Below are 15,212 nucleotides of genomic sequence, written 5' to 3'. Positions count from 1 at the left end.
GTATATGTCAAGCCCGGAATCCTCGGAATATCGGCGGATTGCGGTACCCTGAGCGCGTCGGCGATGCCGACCGAAATCAGTCATTGCGGGGTAGTGGGAAGCTGAGTATGGACAGGCCGATCAAGACCCGCCGTATCAAGTTTCGCTACCAACCTGGTTCGCTGGATCGTCATTTTGTACAAGGTGACCTGGTGTCTAGCCACATGATGGCGATGCTGTCGGCGGTGTTTCCGGAGGGTGAGGAGTTCTTCATCCGGTCGGTCCGGCGTTACTCGGACCAGATCACCGATCCTGAGCTCAAAAAGCAGGTGGCCGGGTTCATCGGCCAGGAGATGACACACGGGCGTGAACATCGCGAACTCAACGAGCGCCTGCAGGAGATGGGCTATCCCACCGCGTTCGTGGAGCGGCTGGCTCGGCGGATTTTCAACTTCCAGACCCGGAATTACCCGCCGATCTACACCTTGGCCGTCACCGCCGCGCTGGAGCATTACACCGCGGTCCTTGCCGAGACCTTGCTGACCGATCAGCGGGCCTTGGACATGCTGGGTGAGGGCGAGGTGCGTTCCATGCTGCTGTGGCATGCCTTCGAGGAAGCCGAGCACCGGTGCGTGACCTTCGATGTGTACCGCGCTGTCGGTGGTAGCGAGCGGCTACGCATCTGGGTGATGCGCCGCACCACCATCGCGTTCATCTACACCACATTCTTCGAGACGGTGATCTCGCTGCTGCGTGATAAGGCCGCCTACAACCCGGTTCGCTTGGTGAAAAGCATTGCGGCGTTGCGGCACTTGCCGTTCCTGAGTCGTGAGGTACGTCGCCGCATCGGCGAGTACAACCGTCCGGGATTCCATCCCAACGACTCCGACAATTCCGAACTGATCGAGAAATGGCATGCCGAGCTCTTCGGGGAGAACGGACAGCTGACCGGCCATCTGCACTAGCCGAGGTGATGGTGGAGCGGGAGATCAAGACCAGACGGATCAGGTTTCGTTATCCGGCCGGTTCCCTGCGCCGTCACTATGTGCAGGACGACCTGGGCATGAGTCATGTGGTGTCGGTGCTTTCGGCGGCCTTCCCCGAGGGGGAGGCGTTCATGATTCGTTCTGTGCGCGCGGTTGCCGACCAGCTGACCGATCCTGTGCTCAAGAAGCAGGTGGCAGGCTTCATCGGGCAGGAAGCCACGCATAGCCGCGAGCACCGCGACCTCAACGAGCGGCTGCAGCAGATGGGTTATCCGACCGCGTTTGTCGACCGGGCGACCCGCAGGGTTCTGGAAACGCGCTCACGCTTCTCGTCTCCCCGGTACTGCCTTGCGATGACAGCCGCGCTGGAGCATTACACCGCGATTCTCGCCGAGACCTTGCTGACCGATCAGCGGGCCTTGGACATGCTGGGTGAGGGAGAGGTGCGTTCCATGCTGCTGTGGCACGCGCTGGAGGAATCTGAGCATCGCACGGTGGCGTTCGACGTTTATCAGGCCATCGGCGGAACCCATCGCATGCGAGTATCGGTCATGTGGTTCACCACATTTGGGTTCTTCACCCTTGCCGCATGTGCGTCGTTCATCTCGCTGTTTCGGGATCGGGACTTCTACAACCCCAGGATCTTCTTTCCGAGTGTCAGCCGGATGTTCCGTTCGCCGTTCTTCTCACGTGAGGTGTTCCGTCGATTGATGTCCTACAGTCGCAAGGATTTTCACCCCGATGAGGTAGACAACACCGAACTCATCGCGAAGTGGAATGCCGTGTTGTTTGGCGAGCAGGGGCAGATCGCCGATCATTTGCACTGACCCTCAGTGCGTCAGGTACCGCGTCAACATGTTGACCAGCTCGTCCTCGAACAGTTGCGTATCGACCGGTCGTGGACCGGCCACCAGGCGGTGTACCAGTGACTCGATGGTCGCCACCACCATCCTTGCCGCCATGGCTGTTTCGGCTATCCGGACCTCGGGGTGTGTTGACAGGAGCGTCTCGGCCGCAGCGACGACGGCATCTTCCGACCGATGCAACAAGGCCAGGAACTCGGGTGGGCGCGGCGCCTCTTCGAAGAGCACCCGGTGCAACCGTGGGTTGTCGCGATGGTTGTCGATGGCTGCCCTGACAAAGACTCGCAGGGTGTCTTCGATCGAATTGGGCAGTCCCGCAGACAGATGCCGCTGGATAAGGGCGAACCCTTCCTCGGTGTGCGCGGTCATCAGCTCGACGAGGATGGAGTCCTTGTTGGGGAAGTACTGATACAGCGAGCCGATCGAGATATCGGCCCGCTCGGCGATGCGATTGGTGGTCCCGGCGGCGTAACCGAAGTCGGCGAAAACGTGAGCAGCCGCATCGAGGATGCGCCGCCGGGTGGCCCCTGCGCGGTCCTGTCGTGGCTGCTTGCGTGGCTGTAGCCGGGTGTTGAGCATGGTGCTGGCACCTTCCCCAAAAGCGAGTACCGCTTATGTGAGTAATTACTCATAATAGTCATTGACCAGCATATATGGAAGGAAATGAGATGAGGACGGTCTATCTGGAAACTGAACTTCCCACCGATGCCGACCGGGTGTGGAGTGCCATGCGATATGCGGGCACCTTCCTGTATCTGTGCCGTGGATTGTTCGGCATTCCCGCGCTGACGGGGCGCACCGACCCCATGCGGGTGGGCGAGATCGGCACTGCATGGCTGTGGGGGTTGCATCTGATTCCGTTGTACCGACACACCATTCACGTGATCGAGGTCGACGAGAAGACCCGTACCGTGCGCACCAACGAGCGTGGCGGCATTCTGCGCACCTGGAACCACACCCTTCATGTGCAATCCCTCGGGGACGGTCGCTGCCGGTACAGCGATTCCATAGACATCGATGCCGGGCCGCTCACCGGGCTGGCAACCAGGGGAGCGACGGCCATCTTCCGCTATCGACAGCGGCGCTGGCACAAGCTCGTCGACAAGCACCTGCTGCCGGAGGGGCCGGCCTATACCCGGGTGTGACGGCAACAGCCGCCGACCGTGTGATGTGGCAAACGTCACGGCCTTGCTGCCCATTCACGGTACGCCCGCAACGTGTTAGCGTTTTAAACGCTGTTTAAATCACTGTTCTTGCTCCCCTGGAAAGGAAGTCCAGCCGATGAGGCGCGTTTCTTTGATGCGTGGCGCCACCATCCGTTTTGTCAGCGCCGTGGCCGTTGGGGCCGTGGTTCTGCCGACGCTCGTCGGTATCGCTGGCGGCTCGGCGATGGCGAATGCCTTTTCGCGCCCGGGGCTTCCGGTCGAGTACCTGGAGGTGCCGTCAGCCTCGATGGGGCGCGACATCAAGGTTCAGTTTCAGGGAGGTGGCCCTAAGGCTGTCTATCTTCTTGACGGGCAGCGCGCTCGCGAAGATTTCAGCGGATGGGATATCGAAACCACGGCTTTCGAGGACTACTACCAATCAGGTATCTCGATGGTCATGCCAGTCGGTGGACAATCCAGCAACTACACGGACTGGTACCGCCCCGCTAAAGGCAAAGACGGTGTCTGGACCTACAAATGGGAGACCTTCCTCACCGGTGAGCTGCCGCAATGGCTGGCCGCCAACCGGGGGGTCTCGGCCACGGGGAACGCCATCGTCGGGCTATCGATGGCGGGTCCGTCCGCACTGACCCTGTCGATTTACCACCCGCAGCAGTTCATCTACGCGGGGGCTCTCTCGGCGCCGCTGCACCCGTCGGCCAATAAATGGCAGATCTCCATCTCTATGTCCGACGCCGGCGGGTTCAGCTCGGAAGACATGTGGGGGCCCGAGAGCGACCCCGCCTGGGTTCGCAACGACCCGTACCTCAACATCGACAAGCTGATTGCCAACAACACCCGACTGTGGATCTACTGCGGCAACGCGCAGGCCACCGATCTTGATAAGGACCGCAACGGCTTTGAAAACCTCGCGGGCGGGGTCATCGAGGGGCAGGTCATCGACGCCAACAAGCAATTCGCCGATGCCTATGCTGCGGCGGGTGGCAAGAACGCTCACTTCAGTTTCCCCGATGGCGGTATCCACAACTGGACCTATTGGGGTCAGCAGTTGCGCGCCATGAAGACCGACCTCGTGGGTTACCTGACCGGGTCGTAGGGGCGAGCGCCCATATTGACATTTGACCCAGTTTCGTTAACGTAGCCCACTAAACCATTCGGTCTAGTCGGTGGAGGGTTGTCGATGGACACGTTCGACGTGGCGATCGTTGGCGCACGATGCGCTGGCGCCTCGCTCGCCATTCAGCTGGCGCGGCAGGGGCTCTCGGTGTGCTTGCTCGATAAGGCTCGATTCCCCACGGACAAGGCTTCGACGCACCTTTTCACGCCTAGTGGCACAGCAGTTTTGGAGCGTTTGGGTGTGCTCGACGACGTCGTGGATGCAGGGGCGACGCCACTGCGGACCATGCGGTTGCGTAGTAACGACGTGAGCGTCACCACCCGACCCGACCCCGGTGTCATCGGAGTAATGCTTGGTATTCGGCGCGAGACCTTCGACCCGATTCTCCTGGAGCACGTCGCCCGTGCGGGCGCTGAGATCCGTACCGGCTGTCGCGTCGACGGTGTCTTGACCGACAAAGGGCGAGTCGTCGGACTGGAAACACAGAGTGGACCCATCCACGCCGAACTCGTAGTCGGCGCAGACGGACAGCATTCGCGAATCGCCGAACGTGTTGGAGCGCGGGAGTATTTGACCATCCCTGGCTCGTACATGCCGACGTGGTCTTTCTACGAGGGTGCGACCCCTCCGTATGACCTGGTGATGGGTCGGGTCGGGGAGGGGAACGGTATCGCGCTTCCGTTGGATAACGGCATCTACATCGTCATGATGGGTACACCGATGGCCAAGGCCGATGCCTTTCTAGCGGACCGTTACGCGAACTTCGATGCCGCGCTGGCACGTTGGCCCGAGATGGCCGAGGCGGTCGCGGGAGCGACGCGCCGGGGGCCGTTGCGCATCCTGCGGCGCTGGCACGGCTACTTCCGAACGGCTGCAGGCCCCGGCTGGGTGCTGGTGGGCGATGCCGGCCATTTCAAAGACCCGGCGCCTGGACAGGGAATGGCCGATGCGTTCCGCCAGAGCGAGTCCTTGGCGGCTCGCATCGTGGCAGGACTGGGCGGCGACACCATCGACAAAGAATTGTTGGACTGGTGGCGATGGCGCGATCTGGATGCAGTGGAAATGTATTGGGCCGCATCAACTCTAGGTGATCTGACTAACCCTGCGGCCGTCACAGATGCGGCCTTCCGGACTCTGGGCAAGAGCGATGTGGCTTTGGAGCGGATGCTGCAGGCGATCCTGCCGCGTACCGTCAAGCCGCACAGCGCCGTTCGTCTACGGGACGCGTCGCGGCTGGCTGCGTACGTCGCCGCAGCGGTTGTCAGACATCCGAGTCAGCTTGCGCCGACCATCAAGGCGGCGAGGTGGCAGGTACGTCAGATAACGCGACTTGCACTTGCCCATCCTGGGCATTGGCTCGGTGCGCGGCGATACCGGGAATTGCCCGTGTTACCACCGCGAGGGGGTGTGCCGGATGGTTTCGAGCCCGAGTTCTCGGTGCCCGAAGCGGGATAAGACGTGCAGCTCGATCTGTCGCTACCCCTGACGATGTTTGAATGGGCGGGTGGAACAACCGGATGCCCGCACCAGGCTGCTAGAGGCGACCGAACAAGTGCTGCTCGAAGACGGAGTCGCGGGCCTGTCCATACGCCGGGTGACGGGCCTGGCCGGAATGAATGTCAATGCCGTCAATTACACCTTCGGGAGCAAGGACGCGCTCTTACGCGCGCTCATGATGCGAATCATGGAGCCGGCTTTGGTTGAGCGCAGCCGTCGTCTTACCGAGGTGGCCGGAACTCCGGGGCACACGATCGAGGATCTTGTCGAGGCCTTCCTGGGGCCGCAGGTGCGTGCCAGCCCTCAGCAGATCGCGCTGTTCGTCGAACTCGGGATCAAACCCAGGCTCGGGGGTGACGAGCGGTTCGAAGCAACCAGGGAAGACATCGTCCAGTCGGGAATTGGCCAGATGGTCACCGCGCTGATCCCACTACTCCCGGGGCTGCCTTTGCCGGTAGTCGCCTTTCGTGTCGAGACCATGCTGGGGATGTCCCTCATGCATGTGTTGGGCAGGACCCATCTCGCCGCCAAATATGGCCTGGCGCAAGGCGACGGGGAGCAGGATCTCATCGACGACATAGTCAGCTTCTTCTCCCACGCGCTGGCCGCACCGACGGAGTTGCGACCGTTGCCGGAATCTGAGATGTAGGACGCTAGTTCACGTTGGTGATGATCAGGCAGGCGAGGGTGCCGACCACGATGCTGAGCACCGCGTTGCGTCGCCAGAGATGTATGCCCACTGTCGTCACCACGCCGACGATGGGCCCGGCGCCGTGTGACGGTCCCGTCAGGTTGATCGTCGAAAGGCAATACACGGCGAGAATGGCGGTGGCGCCCAGTGGAATCCAGCGTCCCAGGTCGGCAGCCAGCTCGCTGTTCTTGATGGCGTTTCGTGCGGCGAAGGGTAGAGCCCGCAAGGCGAAGGTGATCACCACGGCGGAGACCAACGCCACTGCGATGTAAGCGGGTTCAGGCATGGCCTGCCCGCTCTTCCGTGCCGGAGTGGGTGAGGTGGTGCCGGACAACAAGAGTGACGGTGTAGCAGCACATGGCCACGAGAATCATCGCGCCAGGGGCGATCGCCAGTGCCGCGAGTGCCGCCACCACCGCGAGCGCGATACCCGGGATATCCGGCCGCAAACGGTAGGTGTCAAGAACGAGCACCAAGAACATGGCGATGAGCACGAAATCCAGCCCCTTCAGTCCGCTGAGGAAGGAGGCCCCAGCGAGACCACCGGTGGTCGCCCCCACAACCCATGAAAGGTGTAGACCGCATTGGGTCCACAGAATCCGGCGCGAGCTCAACGCCCGATGGTCCAGCGTGGTGATCAATGCGTAGGCCTCGTCGCATAGCGCGAACATGCTGTACGACTTGCCCAGTCGGCTGGCGACTCGGTCAAGGGGGAATGACATCCCGTAGAAGAGATGGCGGGAATTGACGAGGAATGTCGTCAGCGCTATGGCCGGCACTGATGCGCCCGCGGACAGCATGCCGATCAAGATGAACTCGACCGAGCCTGCGAACAGGACCCCGGAGATGATCGGTGCCAGCCACCAGGGGAGCCCATGAGAGGTGATCACGACGCCCAATCCGATACCGAGGGCAAACAATCCCGCCCAGACAACGCCAGCATGGCTGACTGCTTTGACCAGCTCATCCCGGTGTCGAGGCTGCGGCGGCAACACCTCCTGATTCATGCAGCAATCATAGAGTGGCATGCGAGCATGATGATTGTGCATATTGCTCATTGGGACGTCATTACGGCAATATAGATGCATGGACAGGCTTGATCGCGCAATAATCAATCAGCTGCAGGTTAGCGGTCGCCTGACGAATCAGGAGTTGGCTGACCGGGTCGGCCTCACCCCGGCACCGTGCTTGCGACGCGTTCGCCGCTTGGAGGCCGAGGGCGTCATCACCGGCTACACCGCGTTGGTGAATCCGGCGGCACTGGGGCGCGACTTCGAGGTGATCATCTACGCGGATCTCGTGGCCAAAGACCTCGCCACCGTGGCGTCCTTCGAGGAGCGCCTGGTCGCGATGGACGAAGTCGCCGAACTCAGGCGCATGTTCGGTATTCCCGACTACTTCATCCGGGTGCAGACCGCCGACCTCGCGGCCTATGAGCAGTGGTTGAGCATCAAGCTCATGGGCGACCCGGCGATCGCCCGCGTCGACTCGCGGTTGACCATGAAACTCCTCAAATCACGCCGCTGAGTGGACGTGATAATCGCCCTGAAGATGAGTTGAGCCCCTGTCAGTGCTCATCCGGTGTTGGCGGAGAGGGATGGGACTACGCGCGCGTTCAGAGCAACCCATGTGCCCGCAGGTCCGATATGTATTTGGTGATGAGCGCGTGGTCGATATGTGGAATGTCGGCGCTGTCATCGTCGCTTCCGATCTTGTAGTTCTGCACCGCTTTTCGGAACTGATCGGTGGGCGTATCGGCGCCGCGGCGCGGGTGGCCCGGGGTGCGGTAGGCGTCCAGGAGCGGAAGAACCGAGCTGCGCCGTTGGTCGTCCGGCAGACCTCTTAGCGCCGTCTCGAAACGCGACAGCCATTCGTCGTAGTCGTCGATGATGTCGATGGTGTGGCCGTCTTCGACAAGCCAATCCACGAAGGTGTCCACCGAGATGCCATCATCGTGCGGGTTCATCACGTCATATGAACGGAATCCCTCGGAGTTTGCCAGCCCCAGGGTGGTGATCGCCTCCGTGACGAAATCTACTGGCAGGCCCTCGTAATGGGCCCGGGGACGCGAGCCGTCGCCGTCACCTTGATAGAAGCTGCGTGGTGCGATTCCGGTCAGTACCAGGCTCAGGAGCATGCGGGTGAAGGCATCGGTGACGTTGAGCTGACCGCTGTACTGGCGGTGGGTGAGGATCATGTCGGAGCGGAAGACACTGACCGGCAGACCACATAGGTCGTACGCCTCCCGTAGCAGCACCTCGCCCGCCCACTTGCTGTTGGCATAGCCGTTGGCGTAGCCCGGGCCGATATGCCGAATGGGACTGACCGTGCGAATGTCCCCGTCCTCGTCGAAATCGGGTACCGCCATCGCGACCGCCATTGTCGACAGATAGGTCACCGGCTTGATCCGCGTCGTCAGCGCCAGCCGAATAACCTCAGCGGTGCCAAGAACATTGGGGCCGAACAACTGGTTGTAGGGCAGTACGTGGTTCACCAGGGCGGCGGGATGGACAATCTTGTCGACTTCGCGAGCCAACTGCTCCCAGGTCGCGTCGTCAATGCCCAGACGTGGCTGGGTGATATCGGCGGCTATTACTCGCAGGTGCCGCCGGGCCAGCGCGCGGAATTCATCGAGCAGCACCTGATCGGTGTGGCCATACGCGGCCTCGAGGCGAGCCAGGGCGTCGTCGTCATCATCACCGCGGACCAGGCAGATCAGCTGGCCACCGGACGGAGCCAGTCGCTGCAGCCACTCCAGGCAGAGGAATCTTCCGAGGTAGCCGTTGGCGCCGGTGAGCAGGACTGTGCCCACCGCGCCGGAGCTTCGCTCCAGTTCAGCAGCACTGCTGAGTGTTTCGGCATCAATAAACTTGTCGAGAGTGAGTTCGTTCGCATTGATGACAGTCACATCTGAGCCATGCACGCTGGCCGCGGTGGCGGCACCGCGTTCTCTCGCGCCCTCGACGTAGGCGGCGAGCTTGCGCAGATCAGCGGCGGGTCCGGTGATCACGCCGACCGGCACCTCGACGTCGAATAGATCGCGCAGCAGGTTTGAAAAGGTCAACGCCGACAGGGAATCTCCACCGAGATCGATGAAATGGTGGTCCGGACGCACCGCGTCCGAAGACATGCCGAGCAGCGCCTGGGCCGCCTCGGTGACGGTCTCGATGACCGGTCGCTGCTGCGCGGTATCGCGCAGCTGTCGTAGCTCTTGGACGCGGGCTTCGGCGAGGTCGGCATAGAGCTGTTCGAGCCGATCGCCGTAGTACTCGATCATCTTGGGGCGTATCGGTTTACCGACGGCCGCGAGCATGCCGCTCTCGATGCTGAACGGCGTGGTCTCGATGATGAAGTCGGCGGGAAGCTCATACGAATGCAGATGACTGGCGCGTGCGGTCCGCTGCAGCGATTCCCGGATCGAGTTCTTCAGGTCGACGGGGTCGGGGTGGGCGCGTAAGGCTTCCTCGGTGGGCACGATCACCGCGAGCAGATACGCGCGTTCGCTGTTCCCGTAGACAAATATCTGGCGGACCAGCGGTGCACCGACGTACACCGTTTCCAGATTCGCCACCGCGACGAACTCACCCTGGGCAAGTTTGATGACGTTGTTACGCCTATCCACGTATACCAGCTCATCGGGGGCGATCTCCGCCATCACGTCGCCGGTCCGGTAGTAACCGTCGGCGTCGAAGACCTCGGCGGTGACATCGGGCCGCTTGTAATACCCGGGCGTCGCGGTGGCGCTCTTCACCAGCAATTCGCCACGCGGATGGGGCTTGTCGGTGGTGTAGTACCCGAGTTCGGGGACATCGATGAGTTTGTAGTCGAGCACCGGCGGACGAGAGATCTTGCCGTCCCGGAACACGCCGCCGACCTCGGTGAGGCCATACAGGTCGAGCAGGTGGAAGTTGAGAGAGGATTCCAGGAAGGTCTTCATCTCAGGGGATAACGGTGCCGTCGCGAGCATGCCGGCCACCACGCGCCCACCCAGCACGTCCTCGCGCAGTTCGGCTTTGGCTGTGCGATCGGCCGAGTCGGCCTCGGCGCCCTCGGCGATGAGCGCGTCAACACGTGTCTGGTAATGCTGGAACAGCATGTCGACTACCCGCGGTACCACGCCCATGTGTGTGGGCCGGGCCAGCTGCCAGTCCTCGAAGAGCGTCGATAGATCGCTTTCGGGAACGAAATAGCAGGTGCCGCCGGGGATGAAGGCGGTCAGTAGTCCCACTCGGCCCGCGAGGTGGTTGAGCGGCAGGAAGTTGACGTTGATGATTGGGGTATCCCGGTTGGGGGCCGCGCCCGAGGACCAGAAGCGGGTCACCGTCCACTCGGTGAACATGGCGCCCTTGGGGGCGCCGGTGCTGCCGGAGGTGTACATGATCAGCGCCGTGCGCTGGTCGTCTCCGGCCGTGTACAGCACGGGCTCGGGCAGCCGCCGGCCGTTCGCAATAACCTCCGCAAGCGGCTCGACGACGACCCGCATGCCGGCAGCCTGTAGACGCTCCCTTGCGGCGGCGAGCTTCTCACGATGATCGTCGGTGTCGGGCCGGTAATCGAACACCACCACCCGCTGCAGATCGGTGAGCCCCAATGCCGCCTCTACCGCCAGGTCCAGACAGTCGGCGCTCGCCGCCAGCAGCCGCGGATTGGTCTCCTCCAGCATCATGCGCAGCTGGGTCACCGATGCGTTGTGTTGCAGCGGTATCGACACCGACCCGTTCATGAGAGTGGCAAGGTCCAGGGTGACGTAATCGGGGCTGGAGAAGCCGATGGTGGCCACGAAGTCATCGGCACCAATGCGATTCTCGCCGTGCTGCCACTCGGCGAGAATCGCCGAGATGTTGTCGAGAAGCTGTCCGTAGGTGATGGTTTCGAAGGCGGGCAACAATCGATCAACGGTGCGACCGGTGGCGGGGTCGGCGACCGATTCACGGGACCGGAAGCCCATCACCGGGCGTTCGGCGTAGCCGGTCAGCAGCGCGTGAAGCACCTGTGACAACCGCAGGCCGGGCACCAGCAGAGAATCCATGACCTCCGGGTCCGGCCGTGCGGCCCGGAACTGGGGGTCGGACTCGAACAGCTTCGTCGCCAGGGCCGCCGCATCGGTGTCGTAGTTGGCCTGAATATGGGCGGTCATTAGGGGCCTCTCTACCGGTCCGGCAGCGGACGCTCGACGATTACGCTGCGTCCGAACGGTTCCCGTTCGCGACGCTTGGCCGCCACATATACCTGAGCGGTTTCGTCGGCGACAGTCGCCCAGTCGAAGTCCGCGGTGAGACGTGCGCGCGCCGCTACGGCACGTTCGGCGGCACCGGCCGGGTCATCGAGGGTGCGTTTGACGGCATCCGCGATTCCCGCCACATCGCGCGGCGTGAAGGACAAGCCGGTCGCGCCGTCGATGACGGCCTCGCCGAGCCCGCCGACGTTGGATGTGACAAGGGGAGTGCCAGCGGCGGCAGCCTCGAGCGCCACGATGCCGAATGGCTCGTAGTGGCTGGGCAGCACGATGGCGTCGGCGCGGTGCAGCCACTGCAACAGCCCCTCATGGTCCAGATTGCCCAGGAACTGCACGGACTTGACGACCTTGTGCTTACGCGCCTGCTCGAGGAGCCAATCCTGTTGAGTGCCATCACCGGCGACCGCCAACACGGTTCCGGGGTGCGCGCGCCGGATCTTGGGCAGCGCCGCGATGGCATCGTGGATGCCCTTTTCGTATTCAAGTCGCCCGACGAAAAGCAGCACCGGTGCCGTGCCGTCGGAAGGCAATCGGGGAGCGAACACCCAGCGGGTGACGTCGATGCCATTTCGGATGACGTGAACCTGGGGCAGCTCCGGTCCGAACAGCTCGGTCACTTCATCGAGCATCGAGGCAGAGCACGTGATCAGCGAGTCCGATTCGCGGGCCAGCCACCATTCCACCGAATGCACCTGTCGACTGATGCGTCCCGAGACCCAGCCGCTGTGCCGGCCGGCCTCGGTGGCGTGCAACGTCGATACCAGGGGCACGTCGAAATGCTCGGCGAGGGTGATCGCGGGGTGTGCCACCAGCCAATCGTGGGCGTGGACGACGTCGGGCCGCCAATCGCCGGAACCCTTGAGGCCCAAGGCCAATCCGGCGCGGACCATCGCATGTCCCATGGCCAGAGTCCAGGCCATCATGTCGGTGCCGAAATCGAAATCGTGTGGATCCTCGGCAGCCGCCACCACCCGGACGCCTTCGGACATCTCGTCGGATGTCGGGTGACTCGCCGGATCGGTACCTGATGGGCGCCGGGTGAGTACCACCACGTCATGCCCGGCCGCGGCCAGCTCGGTGGACAGGTGATGCACATGCCGGCCCAGCCCGCCGATGACCACCGGTGGGTACTCCCACGAAACCATCAGAATTCTCATTGATGAGCCTCTCGCGCGACGGTCTTGTTCATCGTGGCAGCCTCCGGGCATCAAGCGCGCCGAACAGCCCGTCCGCACGGTTCCAACCGTCGGCCAAACGGATTGCGGCATCGTGCCGTCCACTGGCCAGTGCCGCGGCGATCTCGCGGGTGGCGTGCGCGTGCAGATGCGCGCGGTAGCGCGCGTAGTCGGCCGCCGAGTCCTTGCTGACCATGAAGGGCCAGTCGCTGGAGACGGTCAGCAGTGCCTCACGCAGGATCTGATCGGCTACCCGATTACGGGTGTGCGGTGCGGGTTGTTCGTTGAGTGCCTTGTCCACCGCGGTGAGGGCGGTGTCGACCACTTCGGTGTTCAGCTGCACCAGATCGGCCACCTTCTCGCCGTTCCACACATGCCAGTCCTTACCGGAACCCCATGAGCTGGCAGGCAAGTCGAAAGGCTTGCCCACGTATCCGCCTTCGCGAGCCTGCTCCAGGGTGCCCACCTGGATTCCGGCCTCGGGCAGGGCGCGAAGCACACGTTCGAGCCACATCGGTCCCTCGTACCACCAATGGCCGAACAGTTCGGTGTCGAACGCCGCGATGACATGCGCGGGCCGCCCGATGCGGTCGGACTCGGCGATCAGGCGCTGGCGCACGGTATCCACGAAGTCACGGACATGGACGTCGATGGCTCCGTCGGCACGCTCGGGGTCGTACGGCGCCTTGGCTTCCGGTGCCACATTGCGTCCGGTAACCCGCGCGGGCTTAAGGCCGGTGTCATGGTCGTAGGTGTGGAAGTCGCGGTAGGCGGCATGGCCGGGATAGCCGGACTTCGGTGACCACACCCGGTAACTGACCGTCAGATCGCGCCCGAACGCCACCACATCTGAGTCGCCCACCGGACGGCCCAGTGAGGTGTCTCCCTGCAGAGATGGCCCGTCCACCATGAAGTGGTTGACCCCTGCGGCCGCGTAACCCTCCTCCATGCCCGGGGCGTAGGCACATTCCGGCGCCCAGATGCCGGTCGGTGCATGCCCGAAACGCTGTGCGGCATCGGCCAATCCCTCGCGCAGGGCGAACTCGCGCAGCCGGGGGTGCAGTAGCGGCTGGAATGGATGGGCGAGGGGACCGCCCAGCAGCTCAATCGCCCTTGCATCGATGAGGCTGCGCAGCGGCCCGCTGCCACCATGTCGCCAGTACTGATCGAACTCATCGAGAGCGTTTGTGGCGCTGCGGTATTCGCGGACCCCGAAGGCGCGCAGCATCTCCGGGCTGGAGGCGGTGCCGGGTTCGGCGTCGGTACTGGTGATGGTGGCGGCCTCGAAGGCGCGCAGTTGCCAATTGGCCAGCCAGCTGTGCAGCCCGGTGAGGCAGTGTGGATCATCCAGCTGCGCGGCCACTACCGGGGTGATGCCGAGAGTGATCAGGTTTTCCCGGCCCTCGGCCGCCAGCGTCCGAAGCGCCTTGAACAACGGGAGGTAGGAGGCCGACCAGGACTGATACAGCCATTCCTCGCCAACCGGCCAGCGCCCGTGGTTGGCAAGCCATGGCAGGTGCGTATGCAGCACCATGGTGAACAGCCCAGGAACCTTCTCCGTCACGGAATCACCGCAATGGCAACCAGATCCAGACTCTGGTCAATGTCGCGTTCCCCCGCGTCGATGATTTCGAAATCCTCGGTGGTCAAACCTGTGATGTCCGCGAGCAGATCCTGTGGCCACGGCGCGCCGGCGACCGCACGCTCGATCTGCGCATCGATGATCGAACCGCCGTATTTGGCGTCGAGCTCGCGAAGCCGTGGTCCGTGAAAGACACCGTAAACACCGTCCACCGAAAAGCCGTTTTCCACAAGGAGTTCGGTGAGTTCGGCGGCATTCAGCTCGCGAGTGTGGAACGGATTCAGCGGGGTATCGCGCCCGGGGGAGAAGGTGATGCGATTCGGTGTGCTGATCAGAAGGGAGCCGCCTGGGCTGAGCACGCGGGCGCACTCGCGGATGAACTGTCCCTGGTCCCACAGGTGCTCGATGACCTGGAAGTTCACCACCACGTCCACCGCACCATCGGTGAGCGGCAGGTCCGCCAGATTTCCGGCACGCATGTCCACGCGCGGATACCGGGCCTTCACATGCGCAATCGCCGACTCGTCGTAATCCAGCCCGATGACGTGCTCGGCCACACCGGCCAGCATGTTGGCGCCGTAGCCCTCGCCGCTGCCCGCCTCGAGCACCCTGCGTTCTGCACACAGGCTGCTGAGCCGCTCGTACACCACTTCATGGCGGCGGAACCAGTAGTTCTCCTCGGCGATCCCGGGCACGGTCCGCTCCCCGGTCAGCGCCAAGGCGTCCGGGTCATCGGCTGATGAGCCGCTTGCGCGAAGAGGGTCAGCCGGGTGCGGGTCGGTCAGGTGCGAGTTCATCGTTTGGCAGGCTATCGGGTGAACGCCGTGTCTTAATACTGGTGGCCCAGATCACAGGCCGGAAACCAGGGGTGAACCGGCTATGGTGTACGGGCGAACTCCGTATATTACCCGTGAGTAACT

The 15,212-nt window shown here is 63.1% G+C and carries 14 protein-coding genes; 7 read left to right on the top strand and 7 right to left on the bottom strand.

From position 1 onward, the window contains the following. Positions 1-107 precede the first annotated feature (107 nt). Together RHO23_RS12420 and RHO23_RS12415 are read left to right on the top strand one after the other, a co-directional pair. On the top strand, positions 108-944 hold the full coding sequence (locus tag RHO23_RS12420) for a metal-dependent hydrolase (protein WP_030097129.1): 837 nt from the start codon (positions 108-110) through the stop codon (positions 942-944). An 11-nt stretch (positions 945-955) separates the two neighbouring features. After that, complete coding sequence (locus tag RHO23_RS12415; protein ID WP_070942037.1) at positions 956-1,792, top strand: metal-dependent hydrolase; 837 nt, start codon at positions 956-958, stop codon at positions 1,790-1,792. A gap of 3 nt (positions 1,793-1,795) precedes the next feature. On the opposite strand, the gene RHO23_RS12410 is transcribed toward RHO23_RS12415, so the two are convergent. Further along, on the bottom strand, positions 1,796-2,407 hold the full coding sequence (locus RHO23_RS12410) for a TetR/AcrR family transcriptional regulator (RefSeq protein WP_070941193.1): 612 nt from the start codon (positions 2,405-2,407) through the stop codon (positions 1,796-1,798). Positions 2,408-2,496: 89 nt separating this feature from the next. Between RHO23_RS12410 and RHO23_RS12405 the strand changes: the two genes are divergently transcribed. The 4 genes from RHO23_RS12405 (at position 2,497) to RHO23_RS12390 (ending at position 6,257) form a co-directional block, all read left to right on the top strand. Continuing rightward, positions 2,497-2,973: a hypothetical protein gene (locus RHO23_RS12405; RefSeq protein ID WP_423487826.1), complete on the top strand. Its 477-nt coding sequence runs from the start codon at positions 2,497-2,499 to the stop codon at positions 2,971-2,973. Between the two features lie 136 nt (positions 2,974-3,109). Next, on the top strand, positions 3,110-4,090 hold the full coding sequence (locus tag RHO23_RS12400; protein WP_078353450.1) for an esterase family protein: 981 nt from the start codon (positions 3,110-3,112) through the stop codon (positions 4,088-4,090). Between the two features lie 84 nt (positions 4,091-4,174). After that, positions 4,175-5,566, top strand: coding sequence for an NAD(P)/FAD-dependent oxidoreductase (locus tag RHO23_RS12395; protein WP_064409257.1), 1,392 nt, complete (start codon positions 4,175-4,177; stop codon positions 5,564-5,566). 49 nt (positions 5,567-5,615) lie between these two features. Then, the gene (locus RHO23_RS12390; RefSeq protein ID WP_064409256.1) at positions 5,616-6,257 is read left to right on the top strand and encodes a TetR/AcrR family transcriptional regulator; all 642 of its coding nucleotides are present in this window, start codon (positions 5,616-5,618) and stop codon (positions 6,255-6,257) included. Positions 6,258-6,261: 4 nt separating this feature from the next. On the opposite strand, the gene RHO23_RS12385 is transcribed toward RHO23_RS12390, so the two are convergent. Both RHO23_RS12385 and RHO23_RS12380 read right to left on the bottom strand, forming a co-directional pair. Next, a complete protein-coding gene (locus RHO23_RS12385) occupies positions 6,262-6,585 on the bottom strand; it encodes a branched-chain amino acid transporter permease (protein WP_057965753.1) in 324 nt (107 codons plus the stop codon). Beyond that, a complete protein-coding gene (locus RHO23_RS12380) occupies positions 6,578-7,306 on the bottom strand; it encodes an AzlC family ABC transporter permease (RefSeq protein ID WP_064409255.1) in 729 nt (242 codons plus the stop codon). The genes RHO23_RS12385 and RHO23_RS12380 overlap by 8 nt, the downstream gene beginning before the upstream one ends. Before the next feature lie 79 nt (positions 7,307-7,385). Here RHO23_RS12380 and RHO23_RS12375 point away from each other — a divergent pair, with 79 nt between their 5' ends. Further along, on the top strand, positions 7,386-7,826 hold the full coding sequence (locus RHO23_RS12375) for an Lrp/AsnC family transcriptional regulator (protein ID WP_057969324.1): 441 nt from the start codon (positions 7,386-7,388) through the stop codon (positions 7,824-7,826). 88 nt (positions 7,827-7,914) lie between these two features. On the opposite strand, the gene car is transcribed toward RHO23_RS12375, so the two are convergent. The 4 genes from car to RHO23_RS12355 are packed head-to-tail and all read right to left on the bottom strand — an operon-like array spanning position 7,915 to position 15,089. Next, complete coding sequence (gene car / locus RHO23_RS12370) at positions 7,915-11,436, bottom strand: carboxylic acid reductase (protein ID WP_423487825.1); 3,522 nt, start codon at positions 11,434-11,436, stop codon at positions 7,915-7,917. Between the two features lie 11 nt (positions 11,437-11,447). Continuing rightward, positions 11,448-12,692 carry a glycosyltransferase family 4 protein gene (locus tag RHO23_RS12365; RefSeq protein WP_030094161.1) on the bottom strand — a complete coding sequence of 415 codons (1,245 nt, stop codon included), beginning with the start codon at positions 12,690-12,692 and terminating at the stop codon, positions 11,448-11,450. A 28-nt stretch (positions 12,693-12,720) separates the two neighbouring features. Then, positions 12,721-14,274 (bottom strand): glycoside hydrolase family 57 protein, encoded by a 1,554-nt coding sequence (locus RHO23_RS12360; protein WP_057968168.1) that lies wholly within the window; start codon positions 14,272-14,274, stop codon positions 12,721-12,723. Beyond that, the gene (locus RHO23_RS12355) at positions 14,271-15,089 is read right to left on the bottom strand and encodes a class I SAM-dependent methyltransferase (RefSeq protein ID WP_046254291.1); all 819 of its coding nucleotides are present in this window, start codon (positions 15,087-15,089) and stop codon (positions 14,271-14,273) included. The genes RHO23_RS12360 and RHO23_RS12355 overlap by 4 nt, the downstream gene beginning before the upstream one ends. Positions 15,090-15,212 lie beyond the last annotated feature (123 nt).

The organism is Mycobacteroides sp. PCS013, assembly GCF_049532645.1.
In the GTDB taxonomy this organism is placed as follows: domain Bacteria; phylum Actinomycetota; class Actinomycetes; order Mycobacteriales; family Mycobacteriaceae; genus Mycobacterium; species Mycobacterium gwanakae.
Note: the sequence above shows the minus strand (reverse complement) of the source record. Positions and strands in the feature narration are given on the sequence as shown.

Coding starts and splice junctions, on each gene's coding strand:
- RHO23_RS12420 (WP_030097129.1), top strand. CDS start 108: ATGGACAGGCCGATCAAGACCCGCCGTATCAAGTTTCGCTACCAACCT.
- RHO23_RS12410 (WP_070941193.1), bottom strand. CDS start 2,407: ATGCTCAACACCCGGCTACAGCCACGCAAGCAGCCACGACAGGACCGC.
- RHO23_RS12405 (WP_423487826.1), top strand. CDS start 2,497: ATGAGGACGGTCTATCTGGAAACTGAACTTCCCACCGATGCCGACCGG.
- RHO23_RS12400 (WP_078353450.1), top strand. CDS start 3,110: ATGAGGCGCGTTTCTTTGATGCGTGGCGCCACCATCCGTTTTGTCAGC.
- RHO23_RS12395 (WP_064409257.1), top strand. CDS start 4,175: ATGGACACGTTCGACGTGGCGATCGTTGGCGCACGATGCGCTGGCGCC.
- RHO23_RS12385 (WP_057965753.1), bottom strand. CDS start 6,585: ATGCCTGAACCCGCTTACATCGCAGTGGCGTTGGTCTCCGCCGTGGTG.
- RHO23_RS12380 (WP_064409255.1), bottom strand. CDS start 7,306: ATGAATCAGGAGGTGTTGCCGCCGCAGCCTCGACACCGGGATGAGCTG.
- RHO23_RS12375 (WP_057969324.1), top strand. CDS start 7,386: ATGGACAGGCTTGATCGCGCAATAATCAATCAGCTGCAGGTTAGCGGT.
- car (WP_423487825.1), bottom strand. CDS start 11,436: ATGACCGCCCATATTCAGGCCAACTACGACACCGATGCGGCGGCCCTG.
- RHO23_RS12365 (WP_030094161.1), bottom strand. CDS start 12,692: ATGAGAATTCTGATGGTTTCGTGGGAGTACCCACCGGTGGTCATCGGC.
- RHO23_RS12355 (WP_046254291.1), bottom strand. CDS start 15,089: ATGAACTCGCACCTGACCGACCCGCACCCGGCTGACCCTCTTCGCGCA.